The organism is Sorangium sp. So ce1014 (assembly GCF_051521505.1).
Classification (GTDB): Bacteria; Myxococcota_A; Polyangia; order Polyangiales; family Polyangiaceae; genus Sorangium.
This window is the reverse complement of sequence record NZ_CP150356.1, coordinates 12246549-12272914: the sequence shown is the minus strand read 5'-3', so window position 1 is coordinate 12272914 and position 26366 is coordinate 12246549. Positions and strand designations below refer to the sequence as shown.

At 71.9% G+C, this 26366-nt stretch carries 19 protein-coding genes; 3 read left to right on the top strand and 16 right to left on the bottom strand.

Translation table 11 applies throughout. The features are described 5' to 3' along the window. Positions 1–17 precede the first annotated feature (17 nt). The 8 genes from WME75_RS46195 to WME75_RS46160 all read right to left on the bottom strand — a co-directional run bounded on the left by WME75_RS46195 (position 18) and on the right by WME75_RS46160 (position 12119). On the bottom strand, positions 18–2711 hold the full coding sequence (locus tag WME75_RS46195; RefSeq protein WP_437484834.1) for a type VI secretion system Vgr family protein: 2694 nt from the start codon (positions 2709–2711) through the stop codon (positions 18–20). A gap of 72 nt (positions 2712–2783) precedes the next feature. Continuing rightward, positions 2784–3785: a GAF domain-containing protein gene (locus WME75_RS46190; protein WP_437484832.1), complete on the bottom strand. Its 1002-nt coding sequence runs from the start codon at positions 3783–3785 to the stop codon at positions 2784–2786. 143 nt (positions 3786–3928) lie between these two features. Continuing rightward, positions 3929–4900, bottom strand: coding sequence for a histone deacetylase family protein (locus WME75_RS46185; RefSeq protein ID WP_437484830.1), 972 nt, complete (start codon positions 4898–4900; stop codon positions 3929–3931). Next, a complete protein-coding gene (locus WME75_RS46180; RefSeq protein ID WP_437484828.1) occupies positions 4897–6303 on the bottom strand; it encodes an aminotransferase class III-fold pyridoxal phosphate-dependent enzyme in 1407 nt (468 codons plus the stop codon). The genes WME75_RS46185 and WME75_RS46180 overlap by 4 nt, the downstream gene beginning before the upstream one ends. Positions 6304–6337: 34 nt before the next feature. Further along, complete coding sequence (locus tag WME75_RS46175; protein WP_437484826.1) at positions 6338–8659, bottom strand: FdhF/YdeP family oxidoreductase; 2322 nt, start codon at positions 8657–8659, stop codon at positions 6338–6340. Next, the gene (locus WME75_RS46170) at positions 8656–9528 is read right to left on the bottom strand and encodes a formate dehydrogenase accessory sulfurtransferase FdhD (protein WP_437484824.1); all 873 of its coding nucleotides are present in this window, start codon (positions 9526–9528) and stop codon (positions 8656–8658) included. The genes WME75_RS46175 and WME75_RS46170 overlap by 4 nt, the downstream gene beginning before the upstream one ends. 183 nt (positions 9529–9711) lie before the next feature. Beyond that, entirely contained in the window at positions 9712–10701 is a 990-nt protein-coding gene (locus WME75_RS46165; protein WP_437484822.1) for a hypothetical protein, read from the bottom strand. Further along, a complete protein-coding gene (locus WME75_RS46160) occupies positions 10698–12119 on the bottom strand; it encodes an aminotransferase class III-fold pyridoxal phosphate-dependent enzyme (RefSeq protein WP_437484820.1) in 1422 nt (473 codons plus the stop codon). Before WME75_RS46160 ends, WME75_RS46165 begins: the two co-directional genes overlap by 4 nt. Positions 12120–12200: 81 nt before the next feature. On the opposite strand from WME75_RS46160, the gene WME75_RS46155 reads away from it, so the two are divergent. Beyond that, positions 12201–13643 carry an aldehyde dehydrogenase family protein gene (locus WME75_RS46155; RefSeq protein WP_437484818.1) on the top strand — a complete coding sequence of 481 codons (1443 nt, stop codon included), beginning with the start codon at positions 12201–12203 and terminating at the stop codon, positions 13641–13643. 12 nt (positions 13644–13655) lie between these two features. Here WME75_RS46155 and WME75_RS46150 read toward each other — a convergent pair whose 3' ends face one another. The 6 genes from WME75_RS46150 to cas6 all read right to left on the bottom strand — a co-directional run bounded on the left by WME75_RS46150 (position 13656) and on the right by cas6 (position 21656). Continuing rightward, positions 13656–14252, bottom strand: a complete 597-nt coding sequence (locus WME75_RS46150; RefSeq protein WP_437484816.1) for a DUF4142 domain-containing protein — start codon at positions 14250–14252, stop codon at positions 13656–13658. A gap of 429 nt (positions 14253–14681) precedes the next feature. After that, the gene (locus WME75_RS46145; protein ID WP_437484814.1) at positions 14682–16157 is read right to left on the bottom strand and encodes a ferritin-like domain-containing protein; all 1476 of its coding nucleotides are present in this window, start codon (positions 16155–16157) and stop codon (positions 14682–14684) included. Positions 16158–16410: 253 nt separating this feature from the next. After that, positions 16411–17442 carry a hypothetical protein gene (locus WME75_RS46140; RefSeq protein WP_437484812.1) on the bottom strand — a complete coding sequence of 344 codons (1032 nt, stop codon included), beginning with the start codon at positions 17440–17442 and terminating at the stop codon, positions 16411–16413. 190 nt (positions 17443–17632) lie between these two features. Continuing rightward, positions 17633–18580 (bottom strand): type I-MYXAN CRISPR-associated Cas8a1/Cmx1, encoded by a 948-nt coding sequence (gene cas8a1 / locus WME75_RS46135; RefSeq protein ID WP_437484810.1) that lies wholly within the window; start codon positions 18578–18580, stop codon positions 17633–17635. Continuing rightward, positions 18565–21027, bottom strand: a complete 2463-nt coding sequence (gene cas3, locus WME75_RS46130) for a CRISPR-associated helicase Cas3' (protein ID WP_437484808.1) — start codon at positions 21025–21027, stop codon at positions 18565–18567. Before cas3 ends, cas8a1 begins: the two co-directional genes overlap by 16 nt. Then, complete coding sequence (gene cas6, locus WME75_RS46125) at positions 21027–21656, bottom strand: type I-MYXAN CRISPR-associated protein Cas6/Cmx6 (protein WP_437484806.1); 630 nt, start codon at positions 21654–21656, stop codon at positions 21027–21029. The genes cas3 and cas6 overlap by 1 nt, the downstream gene beginning before the upstream one ends. An 876-nt stretch (positions 21657–22532) precedes the next feature. Between cas6 and WME75_RS46120 the strand changes: the two genes are divergently transcribed. Further along, positions 22533–23522 (top strand): hypothetical protein, encoded by a 990-nt coding sequence (locus WME75_RS46120; protein WP_437484804.1) that lies wholly within the window; start codon positions 22533–22535, stop codon positions 23520–23522. Positions 23523–23616: 94 nt separating this feature from the next. Further along, positions 23617–24252 carry a glutathione S-transferase family protein gene (locus tag WME75_RS46115; RefSeq protein WP_437484803.1) on the top strand — a complete coding sequence of 212 codons (636 nt, stop codon included), beginning with the start codon at positions 23617–23619 and terminating at the stop codon, positions 24250–24252. A 4-nt stretch (positions 24253–24256) separates the two neighbouring features. Here WME75_RS46115 and WME75_RS46110 read toward each other — a convergent pair whose 3' ends face one another. Then, the gene (locus tag WME75_RS46110) at positions 24257–24769 is read right to left on the bottom strand and encodes a hypothetical protein (protein ID WP_437484801.1); all 513 of its coding nucleotides are present in this window, start codon (positions 24767–24769) and stop codon (positions 24257–24259) included. A 4-nt stretch (positions 24770–24773) separates the two neighbouring features. Further along, a complete protein-coding gene (locus tag WME75_RS46105; RefSeq protein ID WP_437484800.1) occupies positions 24774–26267 on the bottom strand; it encodes a serine/threonine-protein kinase in 1494 nt (497 codons plus the stop codon). Between the last annotated feature and the right edge of the window lie 99 nt (positions 26268–26366).

Below are 26366 nucleotides of genomic sequence, written 5' to 3'. Positions count from 1 at the left end.
CCCACGGGCCCCCGGCGTCACGGCTCCACCTTGGCGAAGCCGCCCTTCAGATCGCCCCGGTAAAGCGCCACGCCCTGGGCCGACAGCGCCCCCGCGTAGGCCCGCTCGGGGGGCGCGCCCGAGGCCTCGGTCGCCTGCGCCTCGGCCTTCACCGCCGCGCCGTTCACCGACCGCGGCGCCGCGGCGGTCCGCAGCGCCAGGAGCTGCATCACCTGCCCGCCCGCGCCGCCTACGTGGAGGATGCCGGCCGCGCTGCCCGCGTTCACGAGCGACCCGATGTCGCTCGCGCTCAGGTCGCCGAGCGCGGGGATCGGCCGGGTGAGCACCGGACCGAGCACGTCCAGCGTCGACGGCAGCGAGGCGAGGCTCTCCCCCTCCGCGAGCCGGAAGAGCTGCACGGCGCCGGCCCCCATCTTCACCAGCGCGGCGAGCGGCGAGGAGGGCGCGCGGACCGCCTCCAGGATCGCCGCGCCCGCGCCGGGCCCGATCTGGAGCGACGCCGGCGCCGCGGCCGGGTTGAGCGGCGGCGTGGCGATGGCGCGGTCGAGCCCCAGCGGAGCGCTCCTCACCTCGACGTCCGCGATGCCCCCCGGCGAGGCGACGGCGCCGCCGCCGCGCATCACCTCCGCGAGCACGCTCGTCGCGCCCCCGCTGCCCGGCCCGCCCGGCGCGCTCGGGGCCCTGGCCTTGCCGATCGTCGCCACCGAGGGCGCCTTCGCGGACGTGCTGTTGATGAACACGTTCGGCCCGCCGTCGATCTGGACCTCGGCGCCGGACAGCTTGAGCAGCCCGCCCGCCGAGATCTCGAGGTTGCCGTTCGCGTCGATGAAGATGCCTTCCGGCGTGATCCGGATCGACGCGACGCCGTTCGTGATCTGGACGGTCTTGTCCTTGTTGATCGTGTATCCGACGCCATCGCCGACCGTGACGCTCTGGCTGTCCCCGGCGTCGACCGCGTCGGAGGTGCGGATGATCGACGTGCGGCCCGCGCCGATGTGGTTGATCTGCTGCTCGCCGATCGTGTGGCTCTGATCCTTGATGACGCTGGAGCTCTGGCTGCCCCCGACGGTCACCGAGTCGCTGCCGGTCACGCTGGCCGAGCGGTTCGAGAGCACGGTCGAGCGCTGATCGTGCTTGATCACCTCGGAGTAGTCGCGCTGCGCCTGGACGTGGATGAGCTCGCGCCCCGCGGCATCGTCGAACGAGAGCTCGTTGAACCCGCCCGAGCCCGGCGAGGAGTCGCTCTTCCAGCCGCTCTTGGTCTTCTCGGCGGGCAGCGGGTACGGCACGCGCGTCGTGTTGTTGTGGACGCGGCCCACGATCACCGGCCGGTCGGGGTCGCCGTCGAAGAAGTCGACGAGGACCTCCTGCCCGACGCGGGGGATGGCCATGAATCCATAGCGGCTCCCCGCCCAGCTCTGGCTGACGCGGATCCAGCACGAGCTCGCGTCGCTGAACCGCCCCTCGCGGTCCCAGTGGAACTGCACGCGCACGCGCCCGAACTCGTCGGTATGGATCTCCTCGCCCGGCGGGCCGACAACGATCGCGCTCTGCACGCCCACGACCCGCGGCTTCGGCGTCCGCCGCGCGGGGCGGTAGGGGTGCTCCGCGAACACGGCCTCGCCGGTGGTTGTCCACTCGCCGTCGTGCGCGCCCTCGAACGTGGAGGCGACGACGAGCAGCGCCTGGCCCGGGCCGAGCTCCTTGCGGGGGTGCTGGCCGATCGACAGGACGACGCCGGGGCACAGGTCGACGGCGTTCGTGCGGTACTGGACCGAGCGCCGTCCGCGCCGCTCGCTCTCGAGGCTCCGGGTCGCGAGCCCCTCCGCCTCCTTCATGTCGACCCGCGCGACGCCCCTGTCGTCGGCGACCGGCGTATCCCCGCCCTTGCCCGGCTCGACCACGAACGCCCCGGGCAGGTAGTGGTAGTGCTCGTAGCGGAGCTCGTCCTCGAGGCCCTCCTTCGCCTCCGCGAAGAGCTGGTAATCGGGCCTCATCCTGAAATCGAAGTCGCGGAGGGTGACGTGACCCGGCCGCACCTCGTGACTCACCATCACCTCGCTCACGTACTCCCGCCCGGCGGAGCGGTTCGGGTTCTCGACGTAGGCGATCGGCGCCTCGGAGCGCGGCTCGTTGCGCTGCGGGGCGTCGCTCAGGACGAGGCGAGTCAGCTCGGCGCCCATGCCGCTGCCCGGGCGGTGCGCGAAATGAAAGGCAATGCCCGCCTCCTCGAGCAACCGGCACATGAACGCGAAATCAGTCTCGCCGTACTGCACTCGGTACTCATAGGCGGGATATTTCGCGCTCAGCTTCACCTCCGGCTCGATATCCCACTCCTTGAGCATGAGGAGCGCGATGTCGGGCGCTGTCATGTGCTGAAAAATGCGGTTGTTGCGCCGGAGCGTCGCCCGAAACAGCAAAGGCACGATGCGCAGCCGGTAGGTGGAGAGCCCCGTCGGCTCGGCCTGCACCTGCTCCATGTGGGAGCAGAGGCCGGCCCAGACCCGGGAGGGCACGACCGACTGCAGGACGGCCGACTCGACCTTGAAGGCAGCGGCCTTGCCCACGATGCTGTCGAGATCGAGGTCCTCGAGCTCGGAGACGGCCAGGATCGACACCTCGAAGAGCGACGACATCTGCTCCCGGACCGCGAAGCGCCGCACCGAGAGCGATTCCTCTTTTGACGCGAACGAGAGCGAGAGGCGCGACATGGCTCGAGCTCCGAGTGTACGTTATGTGCGCGCTGCAAATCACCTACCGCGCGCCGCCGCGGCGCCCGGCGCTCACGCCGCGCTGCCGGCTGGCGCCGCCCGCGCGCGCAGGGCGCCCGCGCGGATCTCGCCCACCGCCGCGCAGGCGGCCTCGTGCGCCTCGAGCGCGCCGCGCAGCACGAGCGACCTCCCCCGCTCGGCGGCGGTTTCCTCGAGCGTCCCCTCGAGCACCCCCTCGGCGAGGCGGACGAGCGGGCCGACCTCGGCCATGCCCCGCGCGAGCGCCCGGGCCGCCGCGACGAGCCCGGACGCCGCGGGGGCGGAGCTCGCGACGGCCGCGGCCTCGTCGCAGAGCTCCTCCGCGACGGAGCCCATGTCGCGCCAGCACCCGACGGCCGCGCGCAGGCTGGCAAGCGTCACGAGCGCCGAGGGGGTCGCGTGCATCGCGTCGACCGGCGGCCGCGGCCCCGCCGCGCTCTCGGCCGCGGCGATGACCGGCGCGAGGGCCAGGAGCGCGCGCTCCAGGACGCGCGTGGCCTGCTCGATGCGGACGAGGCGCTCCTGGACGTCGGCGCTGCCGAGCGGCGCGTCGCGCTCGACGAGATCGGCGAGCCGGCCGGCGACCTCGAGGGCGAGCTGCTCGAGGCCGTCGATGGCGCGCGGGTCGAAGCGGCGGGGCACGACGTCGAGCACGCAGAGCGAGCCGATCGCGTGGCCGCGCACGCGCACCGGCACCCCGGCGTAGGCGCGGATGCCGTAGCTCTCGACGAGCTCCTTCGGCACGCGCTCGTCGCGCAGCGCGTCCTCGACGATGAGCGGCACCTCGTCGCGCACGACGAGCTGGCAGAACGAGTTGCTCCGCGAGGTCGCGCAGCTCACGGCGAGCTCCAGGGGCAGCCCGTGGTGCGCGCGCAGGAGCTGGATATGGCGGATGACGAGGCTCACGAACGCGATCGGCGCCCGCGCGAGCCTGGCGGCCCGCGCCACGCAGGCGTCGAGGAGGGCGTCCGCGTCCGTGCGCAGCATGGCGCCGTGCAGCTCGGCCAGGCGGACGGGGTCGTTCAGATCGGCCATGGCGCGAGTCTACCAGCAAAGGCCGGCGCGAAGGTCGCCGCGCCGGAGCAGGCGCCGCGCCGCGCCGCCGTGTGCACCCGCGCGATGAGCCTTCACCTGCGCCGCGCGGAGACGCGTCGAGCGAATGGCCCCTTCTTACGGGATCACGGCCCCTCCCGGCGCGCCTCCCTCGCCCGCACCGCCGCGACGAACGTGCCGAGGTGCACCTCGACCACCCGGCTCACGTCGGGCGTGTAGCCGCCCGCGAGGACCCACGCGATCGGGATACGCCGCTCGAGCGCGGTCCGGAACACGAACTCGTCGCGCGCGCGCAGGTCATCGTGCGTCAGGTCGAGCGGCGAGTACGGGTCCTCGCGGAACGGGTCCGCGCCGGCCTGGTACAGGATCAGGTCGGGCGCGGCGCGATCGATCGCGGGGCCGAGGTGCCGCTCCAGGATCTCGAGGTACGCGGCGCCGCCGCTCCCGCCCGGCACCGGGACGGACCAGCTGTTCTCCGTGTCCGGAGCGCGCTCGCCCTCGACGTCCCTGTACGCCCGGTTCTGCTTGTACCAGTTGCCGTAGATGGAGAGGGCGAACGCCCAGGGGCGCGACGCGAGCAGCGACGCGGTGCCGTTGCCGTAGTGAAGGTCCATGTCGACAACCAGGGCGCGGCGGATGCGCCCCTCGGCGCGCGCGCGCTCCATCGCGACGACGAGGCCGTTGAAGGTGCAGAAGCCCTCGCCGTGCGCGGCGTGCGCGTGGTGGAAGCCGCTCGCGAGGTTGCCCGCGATGCCCTCCTCGAGCGCCGCGGAGACGGCGGCGATGCAGCCGCCGTTCGTGAAGCGCACCGCCCCGGCGAGCGCCGGCGACCAGGGGAACTTCTGCGACTCGGCCAGCGCCCGGGGCTCGCCGGTCGCGATCGCCCGGAGGTACTCGGGCGTATGCACGCGGAGGAGGTCCTCGTCGCTGACCGGCTCGGGCTCCTCGATGCGCGCGGGCAGGCCGCTCCGCTCGATCGCCTCGCGCACGAGGGCGAACTTGCGCATCGGCATGACGTGCTCGCCGATGTCCGCGAAGTAGCGCGCCGAGTGGAACACCCGGATCGGAAGCGAGGTGGAGGCGGAGGCGGCGGTCACTTGCAGACCGACTCGAGGAGGTCGAGCGCCTCGGCGACGTGGCGCGGGGCGAAGACAAGCGCCGGCCGGAAGCGGAGCGTGCGGTCGCCCGAGCCCCCCACCTCGAGGCCGCGGTTGCGGAGCGCGGTGAGCGCCGCGTCGCGGCGGGCGGCATGGGGGAAGTCGACGGCGGCGAAGGTGCCGCTGCCCCGGGCGCCCGAGAGCACCCCGGGGTAGCGGAGGCAGAGGTCCTCGAGCCCGGCGACGAGGCGCTGGCCCGTCACCCGCGTGTTCTCGAGGAGCCTGTCGCGCTCGACGACCTCGAGGATCACCTCGAGCTGCGCGCCGCGGATCGGGTCGCCGAGCCAGGTGTTGAAGATGCGCAGCGGCTCGATCGGCGCGAGCTCCTCGCGGCAGTAGAAGCCGCCGAGCTGCATCTTCTTGGAGAACGTCACCATGTCCGGCGGCTCGGGCAGGTCCCAGGCCTCGTGCGCCCACAGCGCGCCGGTCCCGCCGCCGCAGGTCTGCACCTCGTCGAGGATGAGCGCGACGCCGTGCTCCGAGGTGAGGCGGCGGAGCGCCTGGAAGAACGCGGGGCTCGCGTGGCGATCGCCGCCCTCGCCCTGGATGGGCTCGACGATGACCGCGGCGATCTCGTCCGGGTGCGCGTCGATCGCGGCCTTGACCGCCTCGAGCGAGCGCGCCTCGGCGGCGCGGTTCTGCTCGGCGTGGGCCGCCTCGGGGAACTGGTTCGCAGGGAACGGCACGACGGGCCAGTCGAACGCAGGGATATCGAGCTTGTGGATCGGCTTGCTCCGCGTCGCCGAGAGGGCGCCCATGCTGCGGCCGTGGAACCCGCCCTCGAAGGAGATCACCTTGAAGGCGTTGATGCCGGGCTGCCGGTTGAGCATGGCGGCGGCGAGGTCGCCGTCGCTCGGCTGCGCGCCGCCGCGCCGGCGCCGGGCGAGCCGGATGAACGCGGCCTTGAGCGCGTTCTCCACCGCCTCGGCGCCGGTCGTGAAGGTGAACACGTGCGAGTGCCCCTTCGGCGCGACGCGCATCAGCGCCTTCTCGACGATGTCGACCCACTCGGGCGCGGGCGCGACCCCGAGCGACGAGCGGTAGCCGGCGCACCAGTCAAAGCGGCCATTGCGCCAGGCGGCGAGCAGATCCGGGTGGTTATAGCCGATGGGCACGGCGGCGATGTGCCCGTACACGTCGAGCAGGACATTGCCGTCCACGTCGACCATGTAGTTGCCCAGGCTCTTCCGCGCGTCCTGATAGAAGTGGATCGGCCGCGCGTCCTGATAGCGATGGTGGCGAGCGCGGAGCGCCTCGGACGCGGGCCCCGGAATGGCGGTGCGCATCGAGGCGCGCTCGGGCTCGCCGGGGACGGGCGGAGAGATGCTGGGCAGTGCGTTCATGGTCGGACTCCAGTGCAACGGGGGCGGCGGAGCGTCACGCGGATCCGTCGTTCACGACGGCGGGCTGGACGCGCACAACGATCGATTTCGACGCGGGTGTGTGGCTCTTCTCGGCGATGCTGCCGAGCGGCACGAGCACGTTGGCCTCGGGGAAATAGGCAGCGACGTTGCCGCGGGGGATCGTGTAGAGCACGACGCGGAACGCGCGCGCCACGCGCTCTCCGTCGGAGAAGCGGCTCGTGACGTCGACGAGGTCCCCCTGCGCGAGCCCGCGCTCGGCCGCGTCCTCGGCGTTCATGAACACGACGCGGCGCCCGCCGCGGACGCCGCGGTAGCGATCGTCGAGCCCGTAGATGGTCGTGTTGTACTGGTCGTGGCTGCGGATGGTCATCATCAGGAGCTCGCCCGGCTCGAGCTCGTGCCGCGGGAGCGCGTGGGCGATGAAGTTCGCCTTGCCCGTGGCGGTGCGGAACTCGCGCCGCGCCGCGGCGTTCGGCAGGGCGAAGCCGCGCGGATCCCGGATCCGCGCGTTGAAATCGTCGAATCCATCGATCGTGCGCTCGATGAGATCGCGGATCCGATCGTAATCGGCCGTGAGCTCCTCCCAGGGCACGCGCGAGCGCGCACCAAGCGTCGCGCGGGCGAGCCCCGCCACGATCGCCACCTCGCTCCGCAGCCTCTCCGAGGCGGGCGGGAGGTTGCCGCGCGAGCTCGAGACGACGCCCATCGAGTTCTCGACCGTCACGAGCTGCGGCCCTCCCGCCTGCACGTCGCGCTCGGTGCGCCCGAGACAAGGCAGGATGAGCGCGCGCCGCCCCGTCACGAGGTGCGCCCGGTTCAGCTTTGTCGACACGTGCGCCGTGAGGTCGCACCGGGCGAGGGCGCGGGCGGTGAACGCCGTGTCCGGCGTCGCCGAGAGGAAGTTGCCGCCCAGCGCGAAGAAGACGCGGGCGCGCCCGTCGGCCATCGCGGCGATCGCGGCGACGGTGTCGAGGCCGTGGCGGCGCGGCGGCGAGAAGCCGAAGTTCTTCTCGATGCGGTCGAGGAGCTCGGCGGGCGGGCGCTCCCAGATGCCCATCGTCCGGTCGCCCTGCACGTTGCTGTGCCCGCGCACCGGGCACGCGCCCGCGCCGGGGCGCCCGATGTTGCCGCGCAGGAGCAGGAAGCTCATGACCTGCTGCACGTTGGCCACGCCGTTCTGGTGCTGCGTGAGGCCCATGGCCCAGCACGCGATCGTGCGCTCGGACCGCATCGCGATCTCGGCCGCCGCCCGCAGCTGAGCGCGCGGGACCCCGCTCTGCTCCACGATGTCGTCCCACGGCGTCCCGCGCACGGCGGCCGCGAACGCCTCGAAGCCGTGGGTGTGGCGCTCGATGAACGCGCGATCGAGCACGGCGCCCGGCCGCCGCTCCTCCTCCTCGAGCATCTCCTTGATGATCCCGGTGAAGAGCGCGACGTCGCCGTTGATGCGCACCTGGAGGAAGAGCGTCGAGAGCGGCACCCCCGAGCCGACGAGATCGAGCGGGTGCTGCGGGTGCTGGAAGCGCTCGTTGCCGACCTCGGGGAGCGGGTTCACGGTCACGATCTCGCAGCCGCGCAGCCGCGCCTCGCGCAGCGCCGAGAGCATGCGCGGGTGGTTCGTCCCCGGGTTCTGGCCGACGACGAAGATCGCGTCGGCCAGCTCGAAATCATGAAGAGATACGGTACCTTTGCCGACCCCGATGGCCTCGCGCAGGCCGACGCCGCTCGACTCGTGGCACATGTTCGAGCAGTCGGGCAGGTTGTTCGTCCCGAGCTCGCGCACGAAGAGCTGGTAGAGGAACGCCGCCTCGTTGCTCGTGCGCCCCGAGGTGTAGAAGAGCGCCTCGTCCGGCGAGGCCAGCGCGCGCAGCGACGAGGCGACGAGGTCGAGCGCCTCGTCCCACGACACAGGGCGGTAGTGCGACGCGCCCTCGTCGAGCAGCATCGGGTGGACGAGCCGCCCCTGCTTGCCGAGCCAGTGGTCGGACTGACGCGAGAGCGCCTCGACGCTGTGCTCGCGGAAGAACTCCGGCGTGACGCGCCGGAGCGTCGCCTCCTCGGCGACCGCCTTGGCGCCGTTCTCGCAGAACTCGGCGACCGAGCGCTTCTCCTCCGGCTCGGGCCACGCGCAGCCGGGGCAGTCGAAGCCCTCGCCCTGGTTCACGCGCAGGAGCGTGCGCACGGCGCGCGCGACCCCCATCTCGCCGATCGCGTGCCGGAGCGTCGCCCCGACCGCCGCGAGCCCGCCGGCGGCCCCGCTGCGCTCGCCGATCCGGGGCGGCTCGGCCTCGACCGGCGGCTCGGCCTGCACATCGCGCACGTCGCGCGCCGTCACGACGCCGCCTCCGGCGCGACCGCGATGCGCTCCCGACCCGCGTACACGTTGAACCGCCCGTCGCGCGCGAAGCCGACGAGCGTCATCCCGTGCGCCGACGCGAGCTCGGCGGCCAGGCTCGACGGCGCGCCCACCGCGACCATCACCGGGATCGACGCCCGGAGCGCCTTCTGCACGAGCTCGAACCCCGCGCGCCCGCTGACCATGAGCACCGCGCCCGGGTCGGGCAGCCGCCCGGCGAGCAGCGCGGCGCCGATCAGCTTGTCGACGGCGTTGTGGCGGCCCACGTCCTCGCGGAGGTCGGCGAGCGCGCCGCCCGCGTCGAAGAGGGCCGCCGCGTGCAGCCCCCCGGTCCGCCCGAACACCGGCTGCGCCTCGCGGAGACGCGCGGCGAGCCCGTGCACGACGCGCGGCGCGATCCGCGGAGCGCCCCGCGCGAGCGGCGAGGGCGGCGCGCACGACGCGACGTCGATCGACGCCTTGCCGCAGACGCCGCAGCTCGCGTTCGCGACCGCGAGGGCGCGCTCGGTGCGCCCGAGGTCGACGGTCACGTCCTCGGCGAGCGTGACGCGCACGAGGTCGCCCGAGGGGCCGGCGGCCTCGTCGACGGCGACAACGTCGGCCGCGCGGGAGATGACCCCCTCGGCGAACAGCAGCCCGATCGCGAGCTCGCGATCGTGGCCGGGCGTGCGCATCGTGATGCCGAGGCGGCGCGCGGCGCGCTCCTGCGGGGCCAAGGGGAGCGCCCCGCGGGCTCGCGCGACAACGACGATCTCGAGGGGCGCCTCGACGGCGAGCTGATCCTCGGCGTCGGCGGCGCTCTCGTCGGTGATCCTGCGGATCGAAACGTGGGTGGTGCTCGACGGCATGGCTGCGTGTCCGGCGCTCTCCATCGTAGCCCGCGGCGGACCGCCGAGGAGCCTCCGCGTGGAGCCGCTCGCCCGGCCGCTGCCGGCCCTCCGGGGCGCCCCGGGCGGAGCCCTCGCGAGGGCCCTCCGCCGAGCGGCCCGGCGCGCACGGCGGGGCGCGGGCCCGGGGATGCCCGACCGCGGCTATCCCGGGGGCCACGCCGCAGAGAGCCGCTCGAGCTCCCGCGCCGGGTCATCGAGCGGCGCCTTGCCGCGCCACGCCGGCGGGAACAGCGGCATCACCGCGCTCCGGAGCGCCGGCGCGAGCCCCGCGATCTCCGCCGGGCCCCGCGGGATCCGGATCAGGGGCACGCGCTCGCCCGGGAACGCCGCGAGGCGCGCGAGCGCGTTCTCGCGGATCGGCGCGAGCTCGCCCGGGCTCACCTCGGCGGCGTGGGCGGTCTGGTAATGGCGCAGGAACGACTCGGCCCGGGCGCGCGGGATGTCGTCGCGCTCCTCCTCGCCGACCTGGCGCACCACCGCGAGCAGCGGCAGCGGCACCGGCGTGACGCCGAGCGCGGCGATGTCGCGGAAGTCGGGCTGCGCGTACGGGAGCACCGCCGGCGGGATGATCGCGAACCCCGCGCGACCGTAGGCGATGAGCCGCACCACCGTGTCGCGGTCGTCCGGGTCGACCGCCTCCATCTCGGCGGCGAGCATCACCTCCACGCCGTCGCCGCCGGCCCCGCCGAGCCCGGCTGCGGCGATCGCGCGGCGCGCGAGCGCGACCGGCGCCGCGCGCAGCAGGGCGGCGAGGCCGGTGCGGCGGAAGGCCGGCAGGACGAGGGCGTGCGAGAGCAGCACCACGCAGCGCCGCGCCGCGCGGTCGAGCGTGACGTAGCAGTCGCGCACGCCGGCGAGGCGCCCGTCGCCGCCGTCCACGCCGCGCGCGAGCAGCATGTGGTACGTCGCCACGATCGGCGCCGCCGGATCCGTCTTCTGCCCGGCGAACCACGCCGAGAGCACCTCGCGGCGCTCGAGCTCGCCCTTCGGCCCGAAGACCGCGTCGAGCGCCCGGTACCCCTCGTCGAACGACGCATCATCGCGCGCCTCGTCCACGGAGAACCGCGCGAGCGCCCGCGCGACCTTCTCCGGCCCCTCCCCCGGGCACACGTCGCGCGGGTCGACGATCACCCGGCCATCTCGCGCAGCACGGCGTCGAACACCGAGACCGCCTCGTCCACGTCCGCGATCGTCGTGATGAGGTGCGGGCGGAGCCGCACCGAGCGCGTCCCCGTGTAGCTCGCGAACACCCCGCGGCGCAGCGCGCGCCCGAGGAAATCGTCGCGCGCCGCGGTCGTCGGCAGGTCGAACGCGAGCAGGAAGCCGCGGCCGCGCGGCTCGCTCGCGAGCGCGGGGTAGCGCTCGCAGAGCTCCTCGATCCGCGAGAGGAAGTGGCGGCCCGCCGCGCGCACGCTGGCGAGGAGATCCTCCGACTCGATCGCGCGGAGCGTCGCCAGCGCGATCGCGGCCCGCGCGCGGTCGCCGTTGCGCGTCTGGTACATGCGCCCGAACTGCGCGACGTCGTACGCCGACGTCGCGAAGAACCCGCCCATCTGCATCTTCTTGCCGAAGCACATGAGGTCGGGCGGGCGCGGCAGCTCCAGCTGCTCGTGCGCCCAGAGCGTGCCCGTGATCCCGAGGCCCGTCTGCACCTCGTCCAGGATGAACGCCGCGCCCGCCTTGCCGGCGAGCTCCTGCGCGCGGCGGAAGAAGACCGGGCTCGCGTGCCGGTCGCCGCCCTCGGACTGCACGGGCTCGACGATCACGGCGGCCACCCTGCCCTGGTGCGCGTCGAGGATCCGCTCGAGGTCGGCGAGCGCCTCCGCCTCGGCGCGGTCGTTCTGGTCGGCGAAGCGCGCGAGCGGGAAGCGGCTCGCGGGGAACGGCGCCGTGGGCCACGGGAACGCGGGCAGATCGGCCTTGTGGATGACCTTGGAGTGCGTCGCGGACATCGGCCCGAGGCCGCGGCCGTGGAACGCGCCGGCGAACGACACGACAACCGCGTCGGTCCCCGCGTTGTCCAGGATGCTCTTCTGCTGCTCCTCCGGGAGCTCCAGCGGGTTCCTCGGCAGCCCGGCGGCCTCGCGCCGGCGCTCGCCGTGCCGGATGAACGCCGCCTTGAGCGCCGACTCGACGCCCTCGCCCCCCGCGTCCACGCAGAAGACGCGCGCCATCCCGCGCGGGGCGTACCGCTGCTCGAGCGCCTCCACGAACTCGAACCAGGCCGGCGTCGTCACGAACGGCGTCGACGTCGGGTTCGCGACCGCGCGGATGAAGCCGTCGCGGTGCGCCGCCTCGACGAGCGAGGGGTGGTTGTAGCCAAGCGCCCCGAGCGCGAAGTTCGCGAACAGGTCGAGGAACACGTTGCCGTCCACGTCGACGAGCGAGCACCCCCGGCTCGCGATGTCGTCCATCACGACCGCGCGGTAGCGCGACTGCATGTCGAAGCCGCCGCGCGCCATCCAGGCGCGCGCCTTCGGCCCTGGCAGCTCGGTGACGACTCTTCGCGGAGGGACGGACGGGAGCGTGGGGCGGTCGGAGAAGTCCATGGGCAGGACGAGTATCCCGCACGGCAGGGCGCGTGTCATCGCCGCTTGCCGCGCCCGGGTGCGCGGGTTTACGACGAGGGCATGCCCGAGACGCGCGAGACGGTGAAGAAGCTCTGGATCGACAACGCCGAGAGGGAGGCGCTCTCCGGCGAGACGTTCGAGACCGCCAACCCCGCGACCGGCGGGGTGCTCGCGCGGCTCGCCCGCGGCCGGCGCGAGGACGTGGACGCCGCCGTGGCGTCGGCGCGCGCGGCGTTTCCGCGGTGGGCGGCGATGGATCCGAACGAGCGCGCGCGCATCCTGTGGAAGGCGGGGGAGTTGATCCTCGCGCGGTGCGAGGAGCTCGCGCGCCTCGAGGCCGTCGACACGGGCAAGCCGATCACGGCGGCGCGGACGATCGACGTGCCGCGCACGGCGGACACGTTCTTCTATTTCTCCGGGTGGGCGACGAAGCTCGGCGGCGAGACGATCCCGGTGCGGGGCCCGTTCCTGAACTACACCGTGCGCGAGCCGCTCGGCGTCATCGGCGCGATCATCCCCTGGAATTTCCCGCTGCTGCTCGCCGCGCGGAAGGTGGCGCCGGCGCTCGCGGTGGGCAACACGGTGGTCATCAAGCCGCCGGAGGAGGCGAGCCTGACGACGCTGGAGCTCGCCCGCATCCTCGCGGAGGCGGGGGTGCCGCCGGGGGTCGTCAACGTGGTCACGGGCCATGGCGAGGAGGCGGGCGCGGCGCTCGTCGAGCACCCGGGCGTGGCGAAGATCTCGTTCACGGGCGGCACGGACACGGGCCGGACGATCATGCGCGCGGCGGCGGGCACGCTGAAGAAGCTGTCGCTGGAGCTCGGCGGCAAGAGCCCGAACATCGTCTTTGCGGACGCGGACGTGGAGAGCGCCGCGAAGGCGGCGGTGACGGCCGTCTTCTACAACCAGGGCGAGCTCTGCACGGCGGGGAGCCGGCTCCTCGTGGAGCGTGCGGTGCACGATCGCGTGCTGGAGACGGTCACGAGCGGCGCGCGCCGGCTGGTCTCGGGCGATCCGCTCGACCCGTCGACGCAGATGGGCCCTCTCGTCTCCGAGGCGCACTTCACGAAGGTGCTCGGCTACATCGATCGCGGCGCGGCCGAGGGGGCGCGCCGCGAGATCGGCGGGCGCGGCGCGGGTCCTGGGTTCTTCGTGGAGCCGACGGTGTTCTCGGCGGTCTCTCCGTCGATGACCGTCGCCCGCGAGGAGATCTTCGGCCCCGTGCTGGCGGTGATCCCCTTCGACGACGTGGAGGAGGCCGCGCGCCTCGCGAACGCGACCGAGTACGGCCTCGCGGCGGGCATCTGGACGCGCGACGTGGGCAAGGCGCACGCGCTGGCGGCGCGGCTCGAGGCGGGCACGGTCTGGATCAACACGTACAACCGGTTCGACGCCGCGAGCCCTTATGGCGGAATGAAGCAATCCGGCTTCGGGCGGGAGAACGGGCGCGCGGTGCTGGACGAGCTCACGCAGCTCAAGTCCGTCTGGCTATCGCTCACCTGATCCGAGCGGGGCTCACTCCGCGCCCGTGCCGGCGGTGGTCGCCGCCGGGGCGAGCTTCTGCGCGAGCGCCTCCGCGTCCTTCAGGTGCTTCTCGACCGTCGGCCGGAGCTCCTTCTCGACCATCGCCTTCAGGTCGGCGTTCTTCGCGTCCGGCAGGACGCGCCTGTCGAGCAGGTCGAGCGTGGTCTGGTGGTCCTTGACCATGAGCGCCACGAACTGCTGATCGAAATCGGCGCCCTGGAGCGCCTTGAGCTGGTCGACCGCCTGCTGCGTCTCATCGGCGAGCTGCTTGCTCTTGTCCGAGTCCGCCGCCGTGAGGCCGAGCTTCTTGATCAGCTTGGCCTGCTTCGCCTTGGCCTCGGTGTGGTGCTGGGCGATGACCCTGGCGTAAGCCTTCACGTCCTTGTGCTTGGCCTTGGTCTGCGCGAGCTGAGCCTCGTCGATCTCCTTCTTGTTCGCGGCGTCGAGCACGGCGACGATCTGCTCGTCGGTGAGCGGCGCCTCGACGGGCGCGCTCGGCGTCGTGCTGGTGGTAATCCCCGGCTGCGTCGCTCCCGCCTGCGCGTCGGTGCTCGGCTGTGAGGCCGGCGGCGTCTCCAGCGGCGCCATCGGAGCAGGGGTCGGAGCCGGCGGAGCGGCTCCGTTCACCGCGCTCGGGTCAGTCGCCGCAGGCTGGCTGGAGCAACCGACAGCGAGAGCAAGACCGACCGTCAAGACAAGAACGTTGCGCGATGCGACCATAGATAAGGACCTCCTCAGGTGGGTTCAGGTGCCGGCCCCTGTGCAAGATCGGTGCGCAAGGTCCCAGCATGTTTTCCCGCCGAACCTCGCGATCGTGCCCATTTACACTGTGGCAAGTTGCTACGGCCGTGACGAATCTGCCTCAGTAGCCCGCTTTGGCCACTCAGGACATCCCCTATGACACCGACATTCTACGCACCGGTACTCCCGGAACGCACAGAGTCCGCGCTCCCCCGTCCCGTGTCCCGAGCCTGCTAGTCGGGTAGGCCGGGGTCGACTACCCCCCGGCCCCCCGGACTAGATAAGTCTCGACGGATCGACAGGAGCGCTGTCGCGCGACAACCCCGGGAGCGCCGCGCGGCACGGCGCGACGACCTCGGCGAGCACCTCGCGGCGCAGCGCCCCGAGCGCGCGCGCCGGGAGCACGCCGAGCGCCTCGTGCGCGGCAGGCCCCGGCGCCGGGTCGGCCGCATACCGCGCGACGGCGCGGGAGAACGCCCGCTCCGCCGCGGCGCGCGCCGGCTCGCCGAACGTCGCGAGCATCCACGAGAGCGCCCTCCACGCGAGGGCCGCGTGCCGCTCCTCGTCGGCGGCGATGCGCGCGAGCGCGGCCGCCAGCGCTGGATCCCCGGCGATCTGCGAGAGCTCCCGGCCCTCCGCCGCGCCCAGCGTCTCGCCGACGCACCCCTCCTCGACGAGCGCCTCCACCACCTCCGCGACGCCGGCGCCGAGCGGCGCCGTGGCCGCCTCGAGCAGCGGCCCCGGGCCGATCGCCCGGCCCGCGAGGCGCGAGGCGATGCCGTAGGCGAGGCGCGCGTGCTCCACCTCGTCGAGCGCGGCCCGGTGCGCCTCGCCGACGAGGGCGGCCGGCGCGCCGAGCGCGAGGAGCTGGAGGGAGAAGCGGGCGAAGCTCGCGATCGACGCGTGCTCGAGCGCGGCCACGGCGGCATAGTGCGCCGCGGCGCGCTCGCGCACCTCGGGCGAGAGGGACGCGACGTCGAGCTCCGCGGGCGCGCGCCAGTCATCGCGCGCGGCGCCCCGCGCGGCGCGCGGCCGGCCGTCGACGACGAGGGGGCGCCCGATGGCACAGGAGATCCCTGCGCACTGCCAGCGCACGCTCTCTCCGTCGATGTCGGGGGCGACGCAGGCGGCCCCCGGGATCGTGTCGGACGCGCAGTCGGCGTCGCTCCGACAGGTGTCGTCCTTGGTCCGGCAGGCGAGCGTGACCTGCTCCCAGCACCCGTTGAAGTAGGCCGACAGGCCGCAGGTGCTGCCAGGGCAATCGGCGTCGACGGCGCATTGGGCCTTTGCGCAGACCGAGTGCTCCTCTCGGAGCGCGCCAGTCCCCTTGCAGACGCACACCTCGGATGCGCCGCACTCGGCGTCGCTCTCGCAGGCGTACTCGCAGCCGCAATACGCCCCTATCTGCCCGAAGGCGCTCACGCACTTGCCGCGGGGTCCCTCTCTGCAATCGGCGTCCGTCTTGCATTGAAGCGTTCGCTCGGTACCGCTGCACGCGCGCTGCGCGATGGTCGCGTCGCAGCGGACCCGCGACGCGCGGTGCACCGTGCCGTCCGGCTCCTGCACCCAGCCCGCGGCGCGCGGCGTCCGGGGCGCGGGCGCCGCCGGATCGTCCGGGGCGCCCGCGTCGCCGCCCGCGGCCTGGGGCTCGGCCAGCGTGACGACCGCGATGTCGCGGCTGTTCGAGCTGGAACAGCCGGCGGCGCCGGCGGCGAGGAGGAGGGTCATGCGGAGCGAGCGGTGGCGGTCCATGGCGCGAGGGTAGCAGAGGGGCGCGCGAGACCGGATCGATGGGCTCGGGGACGCTGCGCGCCGGCGCCGACGCAGCGCGGGCGGAGTGCGTGGCGCAGGAGCTCGCGGTCGATCCGGGACAAGGCGGAGCGCGTGGAGCAAGGGCTCGCGGTCGATCCGGGACAAGGCGGAGCGCGGCGCTGGCTAGCTCGCCGAGGTAGCGAGGCGCGAAGGGCGAGAACGACGTACCGGCACCGCGATCGGGCGAGGTGCTCTAGCGTGCCGCGAGACCGCCGACGGGACCGTCCGCCCTGGCGAGCCGGGTGATATAAGGCGAACCTCGACCATCGAAGCGACATACCCAGGCACGGTCGGCGTCGTACGCGACACAACCACCGATGGACACCGGTGGTGCTGCTCGCAGGCTCGGCAACGATTCAAGGATCGCTTCGCCCCCGGCATGCCATCGAAAAGACCATCTGTTCATTTCGGAAGGCTTCTCCGGATGTTCCTGGTACTCGACAAGGCGCCCACCGCCGTGCCGGCTCCATTCGAGCAGTCGCCTCGGCACGTAGAGGTCTCCGACGTGCGAGAGCCATTCTCGCAGGCCAGGGCTGTCAACTTGTCCATTGACGAAGACCCTGGTCGACGTGATCCATTCACCGGACAGCTGCCTCAAGAGCAGCTCATCAAAGCGTGATAGCAATAGTTTTTTGTCGACCCGCCTGGGGAAATACCCTGCGTGATAGCAGCCAAGATTTGCCAGCTGCGGGTGGAGTGCGCCACCCGCAGCGCACAACCTGGACAGGGCGACGGGGGAGCGCTCACACCACAATTTCCACACTGTGGCGAGGAGCGCGACCTCGAGCTCCGAGCATTCGGTCACGGTTGGATTCCGTCGCAGAGCGTCCGCGACGTCGAAAAACGCTTCTTCCGTCGGATCCTGACCGTGCGGGAATGGCACGGCGATGTCCGACCTGAGAGCAATAAGTTTTATCTGGCGCTTTCGCTCGGCTCCGGAGGCACAGATTCTACACAAGCTCAGCAACCCGTTGATCGTCGGCGGGATGGCCACGCAGATAGGGAGGTCTGCAGAGCGGGCGAGCTCCTTGCTGAGCTTTGCCGATGGCCGCCTTCCCCAGTATCCAGTGCGCGCGGCGCGATGACGCCTCGGGTCCGAGCTCGACGGACCAAGAAGAAGATTGTCATCGTCGACGACGACGGGAGACACGATCTTCTTGAGCTCCGACTGTGCAATCCTACCGATCGCGACATACACGGCATCACTCTGCAAGGAGATCATCATCGATAACCGCACGATCTACAGTTGCACGCCGGCGGATACTCCAGGTCAAGCTGGCAGGCTCTAAGGCATGTCCTGCAAGGGCTGCTGCCGTGCACATCGCAACCGGGGAATCCTATGATACACCTTCCACCGATTTCTTGACATTCCACGAACATATCTTGACACGAATTCGCTGGAGTGCATCCTGCCATCAGCTCAGCCCGATCCTAACCGCGGCGCTCCGGTTGACCTGGTTCTTGTCCCACGCGACCTTCCCCATCGCGATCGCCTGGAGACCGGCCACGGCGGGGTTGTCACGCAGGTCGTCCGCGGTGAGATCGACGAGCAGCCGCAGCGCTGCCTCCTCGGCGCCGCCGGCTACACGCCCGAGATAGCTCCCGCTCAACCGCGGCCGCTCGACATCGACGCCCGCCACGGCGCGCAGCGCCCTGGAGAACGCGACGAGATCGCGCACGTCCGGCACGACGACGCACGCCTGCATCTTTTCCTTGTACGTCCTCGGACGCAGGAGAAACACCGCGCTGCCCACCATCAGGTAGAGCAGCAGGATCGCCTCCTCCGGGCCGGTCTCGAGCGGCTGCATCCCCGTCATGGCGCCCGGGACCATGGACTGCGGGATCGTCGCGACCACGGGGAGGCGCCCCGCCGGCGAGCCCTTCTTCGCCGGCTCGAGCAACCCGGTCCCCTGCGCCTTCTGATGGGCGTACGAGGTGATCGCCTTGTACGTGAACAGCCCGCGAGCCTCGTCGTCCGCGCTCCTGATCTCGACGCGCCTCGGCTCCTTCTCCGACGGGCGCATCTTGGGGTGCTGCAGGAACGTCGCGCACAGGCCGTTGTGAATCGCGAGCCGTAGCGCGACGTTGTCCTTGGCGACAGCTTGGCCGGCGAGATCGATCAGCTTGTCCTTGGTGAGCCGGAACGAGGCGTCGAGGATCCGCCGCAGCGCCTCCTGATCGGAGAGGTCGTCGCCCCATGCGAGCCTCACACGGTCGCGCTGGACGTCGTGTTCGATCCCGGCGGGCGCGCTGCCCCGCTTCGCCCGCCACGCGACCACCGTCGCCGCGAGGCCACCGAGCGCCGCGCGATGGTAGACGGTGTAGTTCGGGTTCGTGAGCCGGTAGATCAGCTCTCTCGCCATCGCGCGCCGGTCCCTTCTCCGGTGGATTCATCGTAGTCGTAAGCGACAGCATCCTCGGGCGCGACGTGCAGCCCGGCCACGCGCGGCCACCCGAGCACCGCCTGCTTGATCGGGATCGACACCTCGTGCTCGCGGAGCCACTCGGCGGCCGGGACATCGCCGCCATGCTCCCGCCGATGCGCGACCACATCGCGATCGAGCAGCACCGTGACGGTGTACCCGGCGCCGCGGGTGCTACCAGGCCGGGTGCGCCAGAGGCCGCTGCGCTCCGGCACGCCCAGAAAAACGGCGGCTTCCTCGGCGGCGCTGTAGTCGAGCGAGTGCGCGGAGGCCACGGTGGAAAACCGCTCCGAGAGATCGCGCTGGTGCAGCGCGCGCCCGAGCTTCACGAGGTCGCTCCTCCAGCTGCGGCTCGCCTCGATCTCCTCCGCGCTGTAAGGCAACGCCGCCTTCACCGCGACCGGCACGATCAGCGCCCGCTTCGGGCTCCCCGGGGACATCGGCGTGGCGCGACGGTTGAGACGCCCGAGGCGCTGGATCAGCGCGGGAACGGACGCCTCGTCGGTGACGAGCAGGTCCGCCGAGAGATCGAGCGACATCTCTGCCACCTGGGTGGCGACCAGGAAGGCCGGCGTCCCCGCGCGCTTGAAGCGATCGATCACGCGACGGTGTCGGCGGCTGCGATCTATGTACCGCAACCGCGAGTGGTACACGTCGACGCTCATCTCCGGGAACCGTTCCAGCGCCCTGCGGTAGATCTCGTTCGCCCACTCGACCCGGTTCCGTACCCAGAGCACCTTGCCGCCTCCGCGCAGGCAGTCGTCGATCTCTGGCCAGCAAGCCTCCGGGCTTTCGACCTCGACGAGGCGGTATCGCGGAAGCGTCTCCAGATCGGCCGGCCCGGGCACGACGTGAACGTCGGGGCGAACCTCGGCCAGCGCGCGCCGGCGCGCCTCCGGCAGCGACGCGGTCATCAGAAGCACCGGGATGCCCGGAAAGTTCTTCAGGAACACCAGCAGGTGACCGAAGAGGTGATCGTCGAACGCGTGGATCTCGTCGAAGACGATTGCCGACTGCACGATCGCCGGTAGCGCGCACAGCGCACGGCGTGCGTTCGCCATCAGCCCGAGCACGGTGTCGGCGGTTGTCACCGCGACGCGGACGTCCCAGAGCGCGAGCGCCTCGATCTGGTCCCGCTCGGCTCTCAGCGCGTTCTTCGCTGACTCGGCGCGGTCCGACCGAGCGTCGCCGTCTCCCGCGTCCTCGTCTTCCTCTTGGTCGGCGGTCGTCGCGAGGGTGTGCAGGTCGACGGACGCCCGCGAATGGACGAGCTCTGCCGGGACATCCGCCTCGAGCGCGTAGTCCTTGAAGTGCTCGGTGGTCGTGCCCGTGGTCGGGAGGCAGAAGAACAGGCGGAAGCCCGGCGCGCCGGCGATCTCGCGGCGTGCGCACCATTCGCGTGCCCAGAGGTAGGCAGCGACGCTCTTTCCGGAGCCGCACCCCGCCTCCGCCAGCGTCAAGCGCGAAGGAGACGCCGCCACGTGCTCCTGAAACGGACGGAAGCCGAAGCCAGGTGGAAGCCGCGAGAGGTCGACCGGCGCATGGCCGTCGTAGGTCCGCCACGCCCAGCCATGGATGAGTCCTGTCAACTCGCTGCGGGTGAGCCTGGTCGACAAACTGCGAACGATGAACTCCGGGAGGGAGTAACGCGCTGCCATGACGTGACGCCGTGCCACCGCGCTCGCGGCCACATCAGCGGCGATGCCGAGCCCCTTCACCAGCGCAACGAAGCGGCGCCGATGCTCGTCGTGGAAGTCGGCCTCGGCGTCGCGGAAGCTGTCGACCATCTGCTGCCGCATCGGCCCGGCGGCGCGGTCCGCACGGTCCCGCGTGCTGCGGCCGATCGTGAAGTCGCGCTCGAACCTGGGCGGTGCTGGCAGCCCGAGGTCGGCCGCCATGTCTCGGAGGAGCGTCGCGAAGTCTTCGTGGGCTGCGTGCACGGTCAGCGCAGCGCCCTGGTTCATTCCAGCCTGCTCGTCGAACTTGCGGTGATGACCGAGCGTGCCCCACGTCGCGACCATGAGGACCTCCTCCATCGGCGCGAGCCAGCGACGGATCGCCGGGTCCAGCCAGACGAGGAACCCGGAGACGGTCTCGTGCCGCACGAGCTGCTCGATCTGCGGCTGGTCGTAGACCATGGCCTGGAAGTCGCTGTTCGCCTTCCCGACGTCCTGCATCCAGCCGCACAGCCGCAGCGTCGTGGCGAAGCGCTCGATCTCGATCGGGTCAAGCGCTGCTGCCTCCAAGGCGGCCGGACCGATCACATCGGCCAGCGCCCGACACGCAGCGGCCACGTCACGGCTGTGCTGCGTCAGGAGCGCGAAATCGGGCGGGCCTTGCTTGAAATCCTTGCGGTCGTACGACTTCGCGAGGAGCGGCGAGCGCATCACGCCTCGGCCCGCGGCTGCGCCTGACGAACGCGTCGCCCGGTCGGCACGAGCACGCCGCACCCCATCCGCTGCTTGCCTCCGACGCCCGCGTACTGGGCTCGCAGCGACCCCTCCGGGGTCAGCTCATGCAGCGCCGTCTCGAACCCGACGACCGTGTAGCCGTTGACGGCGATCGTGCGTCGTCGCCCGAGCTCGATGCGCGCGGCGATCTCCAGAGCGTCGAGCTGCCGCCGCAGCGCTTCCCGGAACGGCTCCGGGTCGGTGAAGCCCTTGATGACGACGATGCGGGCGCGCAGCTCCGCTGCGGGCTCGATGGCGTGCACGGTGGAAACGCCCACGCGCGCGGAGTGTCCGTCGAGCTCGATACGCTTGCCGGCAAGGCAGAGGACACGAGCGATCTGGCCAGGCTCCAACCGGAGGCGAAGTCCGCGGTGAGCGTCCACCGCGAGCAGGCCGTCAGGCCGTGGCACGCCGGGAAGCGGGTGCACCGCGAGCCACCTCGCGCCGTGCAGGTCGCCGGCGATCCGGCAGATCGCGCCGAACAAGGCGTAGCCGTGGTCGAGCGGGACGACATTCGCCGCGAGGCGGAACGCGATATCGACGCGTGGTGCGATCTCCTGGGACACCGATATCTCCTTGAAGAACAGGTTGTGTGCTCATGCGACAAACCGCGCGTCAACATCATCAATAAAGCAGAGCAGCCGTGCTCAATCGCATTCCTCTGATGATCGAGCTCTCGTCATCATCTCTCAGTTGCCTGAGAAGCCAGAACCGCCCGCACTTCAAGAAGAGATCGTTTGTCATCTACCATGCCCCTGCGACATCCACACAATCAGAACGACCGCTCCTGCAACGATTCTTACACAAAAGTTGATGCTTGAGATCGCACCCCCGACAACCGAGTTCGAGTGTTGAGCACGTACACATCCGTAGCTGGCATGGATGGTGCTCGCGGAAAATCCACGCCGTGATGCCGGAAGGCGATCCTTCTCCGACTGCTGATCGGCTGACCGAACCACTGCCACAGCCCTATCCTCGTCTCCGCATCCCGCAGCCGCCGACGAAGCTGAACGCAGCACGTGCAACCTCCCGCATCCCCGTATCCACTGCGGCGAAGCGCGCGCGCTGCCCGCAACATCCTGCACCACCTCCGGCGAAGCCTCGCGCGCTTCCCGCAACATCCTGCACCACCTCCGGCGAAGCCTCGCGCGCTTCTCGCAACGTCCTCCACCACCTCCGGCCAAGCCCCGCGCACTTCTCGCAACGTCCTCCACCACCTCCGGCCAAGCCCCGCGCACTTCCCGCAACGTCCTCCACCACCTCCGGCCAAGCCCCGCGCACTTCCCGCAACGTCCTCCACCACCTCCGGCCAAGCCCCACGCACTTCCCGCAACGTCGGAGCGTCGTCCATCGCCGGCAACCCCCACGCACCGACCGGAGCGCCGTCGGTTCCGTCCACTTGGTGCTCCGCTCCACCCTCGCGCCCGCGCCGCTGAGCGCTCGTGTCCCAGGCCTTCCCCGCTGCCTGGAGGCAACCGCACGACTCTATTCATGAACCGCGCCGTTTTCGTGCTCTCTCGCGACATTCGCTCCCGCGCGACTTAGTCATTGCCTTCATGTCCAAACCCAAAAAGCCGAACAAATCAGGCACACCCGCCGTTGAACCCACCCAGATCCATACCGCGGAGGCGGCCTTCCACCGCGTGAAGCCCGACCTCGACGCGATACCGCTCGCCGAGCTGGACACGCCGCGGCTCGACCTCCAGGCAGCCGCCGTGCAGGCCATCGGCGTGGCCGAGACGCTCTCCACGCCGCAGCTGCGCCAGCGCATCGCGGCCATCGCCGCGGCGGGCACGCTCGATGCCGAGCGGATCGACGGGCTCGAGAGCGTCGCCTGGGCGACATGGTTCGCCCGGTACAAGTTCCTCCTTACCTCGGCGACGCACTCCGGCGCGGCGCTGCCGGCCACGCTCGTCGAGCGTGCCTACGAGACGCGCGCGCGCATGCTGAAGACGCTCGAGTACCACCTCGACGGCGACGCGGAAGCGACCGCGCAGCTCGCGCACCTGCGCGCGGGCAGCGGCCACCTCGATCTCGCCAATGACCTGTCCGGCGCCGCCGACATGTACCGCAAGCATCGCGAGGCGATAAAGGACGACAAGCGGAACTTCCGCAACGAGGATGAACAGGACGCGAGCGCCCTCGCCGAGCAGATCCTCCGGCTGCTCGGCGCCACGGCGACGCCCGAACAGACGCTCTGGAAAGGCTACCAGGCACGCGCCGCCAAACTGCTCTTCCGCCATTACGACGAGGCCGTCCGTGTCGGTCGGTTCCTCTTCTATTACGACGATCCCGAAGGCCGCTTCCCCAACCTGTACACGGCGACACGCTCCACGCCGGCGTCCCCGCGGCCCGACAAGAAGCCGGAGGCTGTCAGCCCCGTGAAGCCCGAATCGGCGCCCGTCGAGCCGCCCGTCCTCGGCATCGCCTGATCCAGCCGGACGCTCTCGCTTCCCCTCGGGGCTCCTCTCCTCGCCCCCACCCCGCCCGCTCGCGCCCTCCGGCCGCATGCGCTACTGCGCCGGCATGCGCCTCTACACGTTTCTCCGGTCGCCCAATGCGCTCAAGGTGCGCCTCGCCCTCGCCGAGCTCGGGCTCACCTACGAGCCGGTCGAGGTCGACCTGTTTCGAGGCGAGCAGCGCGCCGAGGCCTTCGCCCGGCTGAACCCGCACCGGAAGGTGCCTGTCCTCGAGGACGGCCCGCTCGTGCTCCGGGAGTCGAACGCCATCATCGCCTACCTCGGCCGCACCCACGGGACGACGCGCTGGCCCGACGTGCCGACGTCCGAGGCCAGGGCGCTCCAGTGGCTGTTCTTCGACAGCGCGCACCTGACCCCGCACTGCGGCGTCGTCTGGTGGGCCAGCATCGTCGCGCCGAGGACCGGCTTCCCGGCCCCCGTCGAGGCGGTCCTGAAGCGGGCCGCCGACGAGGCGACGCGCTCGCTCGACCTGCTCGAGGCAGAGCTCGACGAACAGAAGTACCTGCTCAAGAGCTCCATGTCGCTCGCGGACTGCGCCGTGGGCGCCGCCCTCGCGATGCTCCGCGGATCGCACCTCGACGACGCCGAGCGCTGGCCGAAGGTGATCGCGTACCGCGAGCGGCTGCGCAGCCGCGACAGCTGGACCGAGGCGCGCGGCGACGCGCTCACCGATTTCGGTTGAGCAACTATCTCCTCGCTCGGCGGCCGCTCCCGCGCGCATCGCGCCCGATCGGCTCGCCCAGCTCGAACGCCGGATCGGCGGCCCTCGCCGGCGGCTCCTGCGGCTCACCCGCCTCGAGCGGGCCGTGCGCCCGCTCGGCGTCAGCGACGGACGGGTAGCCCTCCACGTCGCCGTCGACCCGGAAGCCGCCTGCGCGCGCCGGGCGCACAACGCGGCCGAGGACGAGCCCCTCGTCCCAGATGCCGCCGTGCTCGACCGCGATGGCCGCGCCCACGGTCACCTCGGCGAGCCGCGAGGGCGCGCCCTCCGGCCGCTCCGGCGTGGGCCGCCAGCGCAGGAACGCGTCCTCGTGGAGCACCACCACAGCCTGATCGCCGGGCAGCTCGGTCACCCCGCGGGCGAAGCGGACGCGGCACCCCGGCGCCCCGGAGGCCGCCCCACGCTCGCTGCCGGCGGCGCCCTCCGCCTCCTCGAGCGCGGCGAGCGGCTCCGCACCCGGATCCTCGAGCGGCGCCATGCGGCTACCTCGACGCCGGCGCGCTCCCGCTGCCCGGCGGCGCCGCGGCCTCAGGGCCCGGCTCGCCCTTCAGCTCCAGGTTGATCTGGATCCGCGCGGGGGACTCCGACGTGAGCTCCACGGTCTGCGAGACGCCGTCGCTCGACCGCGCCTCCACGAGCAGCGACACCCCCGGCTGTGGCCGGGCGATGATCTGGCTGCCCACGCCGAGCACCACGCCGTTCAGCTTCACCACCGCGACGCTCGGCTGGGTCTGCACCGCGATCGGGTCGACGAGGGGCCGGTGATCCCTCGGCCGGCTCAGCGCGACGAACATGAGCGACGCGACAGCGACCCCCGTGGACACCGACGCCACGAGCCACGGCAGCGCCACCGGGCGCAGCGCGTCGCTGCCGGCGCGCATCAGCCCGCCGAGCCCCGTCCGCGGCGGCGTGCGCGACCCCCGCGAACGACCCGAGGAGGGCGGCCCCGAGCTCAGCGTCGCGCCGGGCTTCGGCCGCCAGCCGGGGCGCTGCTGCGGGACGATCGCGGCCGCGATCATCTGCCGCTCCTCCTCCAGCTTGTCCCCGCAGCGCGCCATCAGGAGCTCCGCCACCTGCGCGGTCGTGATCACGCCCGACCTGCGCATCAGGAAGTCCTCCAGCGCGCTCGCCATCTCGCCCGCCGTCTGGAAGCGCTGCCGCGGGTCGCGCGCGAGCGCCTTCAGGATGATCTCCTCCAGATCCCGCGGGCAATGCGGCGCGATCAGCGTGGGCCGCGGCGGCTCCGGCACCCCGGTCTGCGGCAGCACGAGATCGTGCAGCACCTGGAACGGGAGCGCGCCCGTCACCGCCTCGAAGAGCACCACGCCGAGCGAGAAGATGTCCGAGCTGCGATCGACCGGGTGCCCCTGCGCCTGCTCGGGCGACATGTACTCGCCCTTGCCCTTGATCTCGCCGGTCTGCGTCGTGTCGCCCAGCCGCTCGAACGCCTTCACGATCCCGAAATCGGCCACCTTCACCGTGCCGTCGCGATCGATGAGGATGTTCTGCGGGCAGACGTCACGGTGCACGATGCCGAGCGGCACCCCGCGCTCGTCGTGGAGCTCGTGCGCCGCGTGCAGCCCGTGCGCCGCGTCGGCCACGATGCGCGCGGCCATCGCCGGGGAGATCGGCATCGGGCGCAGCCCCGGCCGGAGCAGCCGCTGCATCGTCTGCCCGTCGATCCACTCCATCACGAGGAAGAGCACGCCGTCCGTGTCGCCGAGATCCAGGATCTCGACCACGTTGCGGTGGTGGATCTTCGAGGCGAGGTTCGCCTCGTCGAGGAACATGCGCTGGAACTGCGGATCACGCGCGAGCGCCGGAATGAGCGTCTTCAGCGCGACGACCTTGTGGAAGCCGCGGGAGCCCTCCATGCGCGCGGCCCAGACCTGCGCCATCCCGCCCTCGCCGATGAGGCGCAGAAGCTCATATCGCCCGAGACGCTGCCCCGGACCGGGGTCCTCGGAGATCCGCATGGCTCACCAGACGCTTGTGCTCGGGGATCCGCGCCCGCGGTCCCCAGGAGCAGCCCGGGCCGCAGCGCGCGGCCCCCTCTCTCCAGACGATCACCATAG

Coding starts and splice junctions, on each gene's coding strand:
- WME75_RS46160 (WP_437484820.1), bottom strand. CDS start 12,119: ATGGACTTCTCCGACCGCCCCACGCTCCCGTCCGTCCCTCCGCGAAGA.
- WME75_RS46110 (WP_437484801.1), bottom strand. CDS start 24,769: ATGGCGCCGCTCGAGGATCCGGGTGCGGAGCCGCTCGCCGCGCTCGAG.
- cas3 (WP_437484808.1), bottom strand. CDS start 21,027: ATGCGCTCGCCGCTCCTCGCGAAGTCGTACGACCGCAAGGATTTCAAG.
- WME75_RS46190 (WP_437484832.1), bottom strand. CDS start 3,785: ATGGCCGATCTGAACGACCCCGTCCGCCTGGCCGAGCTGCACGGCGCC.
- WME75_RS46155 (WP_437484818.1), top strand. CDS start 12,201: ATGCCCGAGACGCGCGAGACGGTGAAGAAGCTCTGGATCGACAACGCC.
- WME75_RS46105 (WP_437484800.1), bottom strand. CDS start 26,267: ATGCGGATCTCCGAGGACCCCGGTCCGGGGCAGCGTCTCGGGCGATAT.
- WME75_RS46195 (WP_437484834.1), bottom strand. CDS start 2,711: ATGTCGCGCCTCTCGCTCTCGTTCGCGTCAAAAGAGGAATCGCTCTCG.
- WME75_RS46150 (WP_437484816.1), bottom strand. CDS start 14,252: ATGGCGCCGCTGGAGACGCCGCCGGCCTCACAGCCGAGCACCGACGCG.
- WME75_RS46145 (WP_437484814.1), bottom strand. CDS start 16,157: ATGGACCGCCACCGCTCGCTCCGCATGACCCTCCTCCTCGCCGCCGGC.
- WME75_RS46180 (WP_437484828.1), bottom strand. CDS start 6,303: ATGAACGCACTGCCCAGCATCTCTCCGCCCGTCCCCGGCGAGCCCGAG.
- WME75_RS46140 (WP_437484812.1), bottom strand. CDS start 17,442: ATGATGATCTCCTTGCAGAGTGATGCCGTGTATGTCGCGATCGGTAGG.
- cas8a1 (WP_437484810.1), bottom strand. CDS start 18,580: ATGGCGAGAGAGCTGATCTACCGGCTCACGAACCCGAACTACACCGTC.
- WME75_RS46115 (WP_437484803.1), top strand. CDS start 23,617: ATGCGCCTCTACACGTTTCTCCGGTCGCCCAATGCGCTCAAGGTGCGC.
- WME75_RS46170 (WP_437484824.1), bottom strand. CDS start 9,528: ATGCCGTCGAGCACCACCCACGTTTCGATCCGCAGGATCACCGACGAG.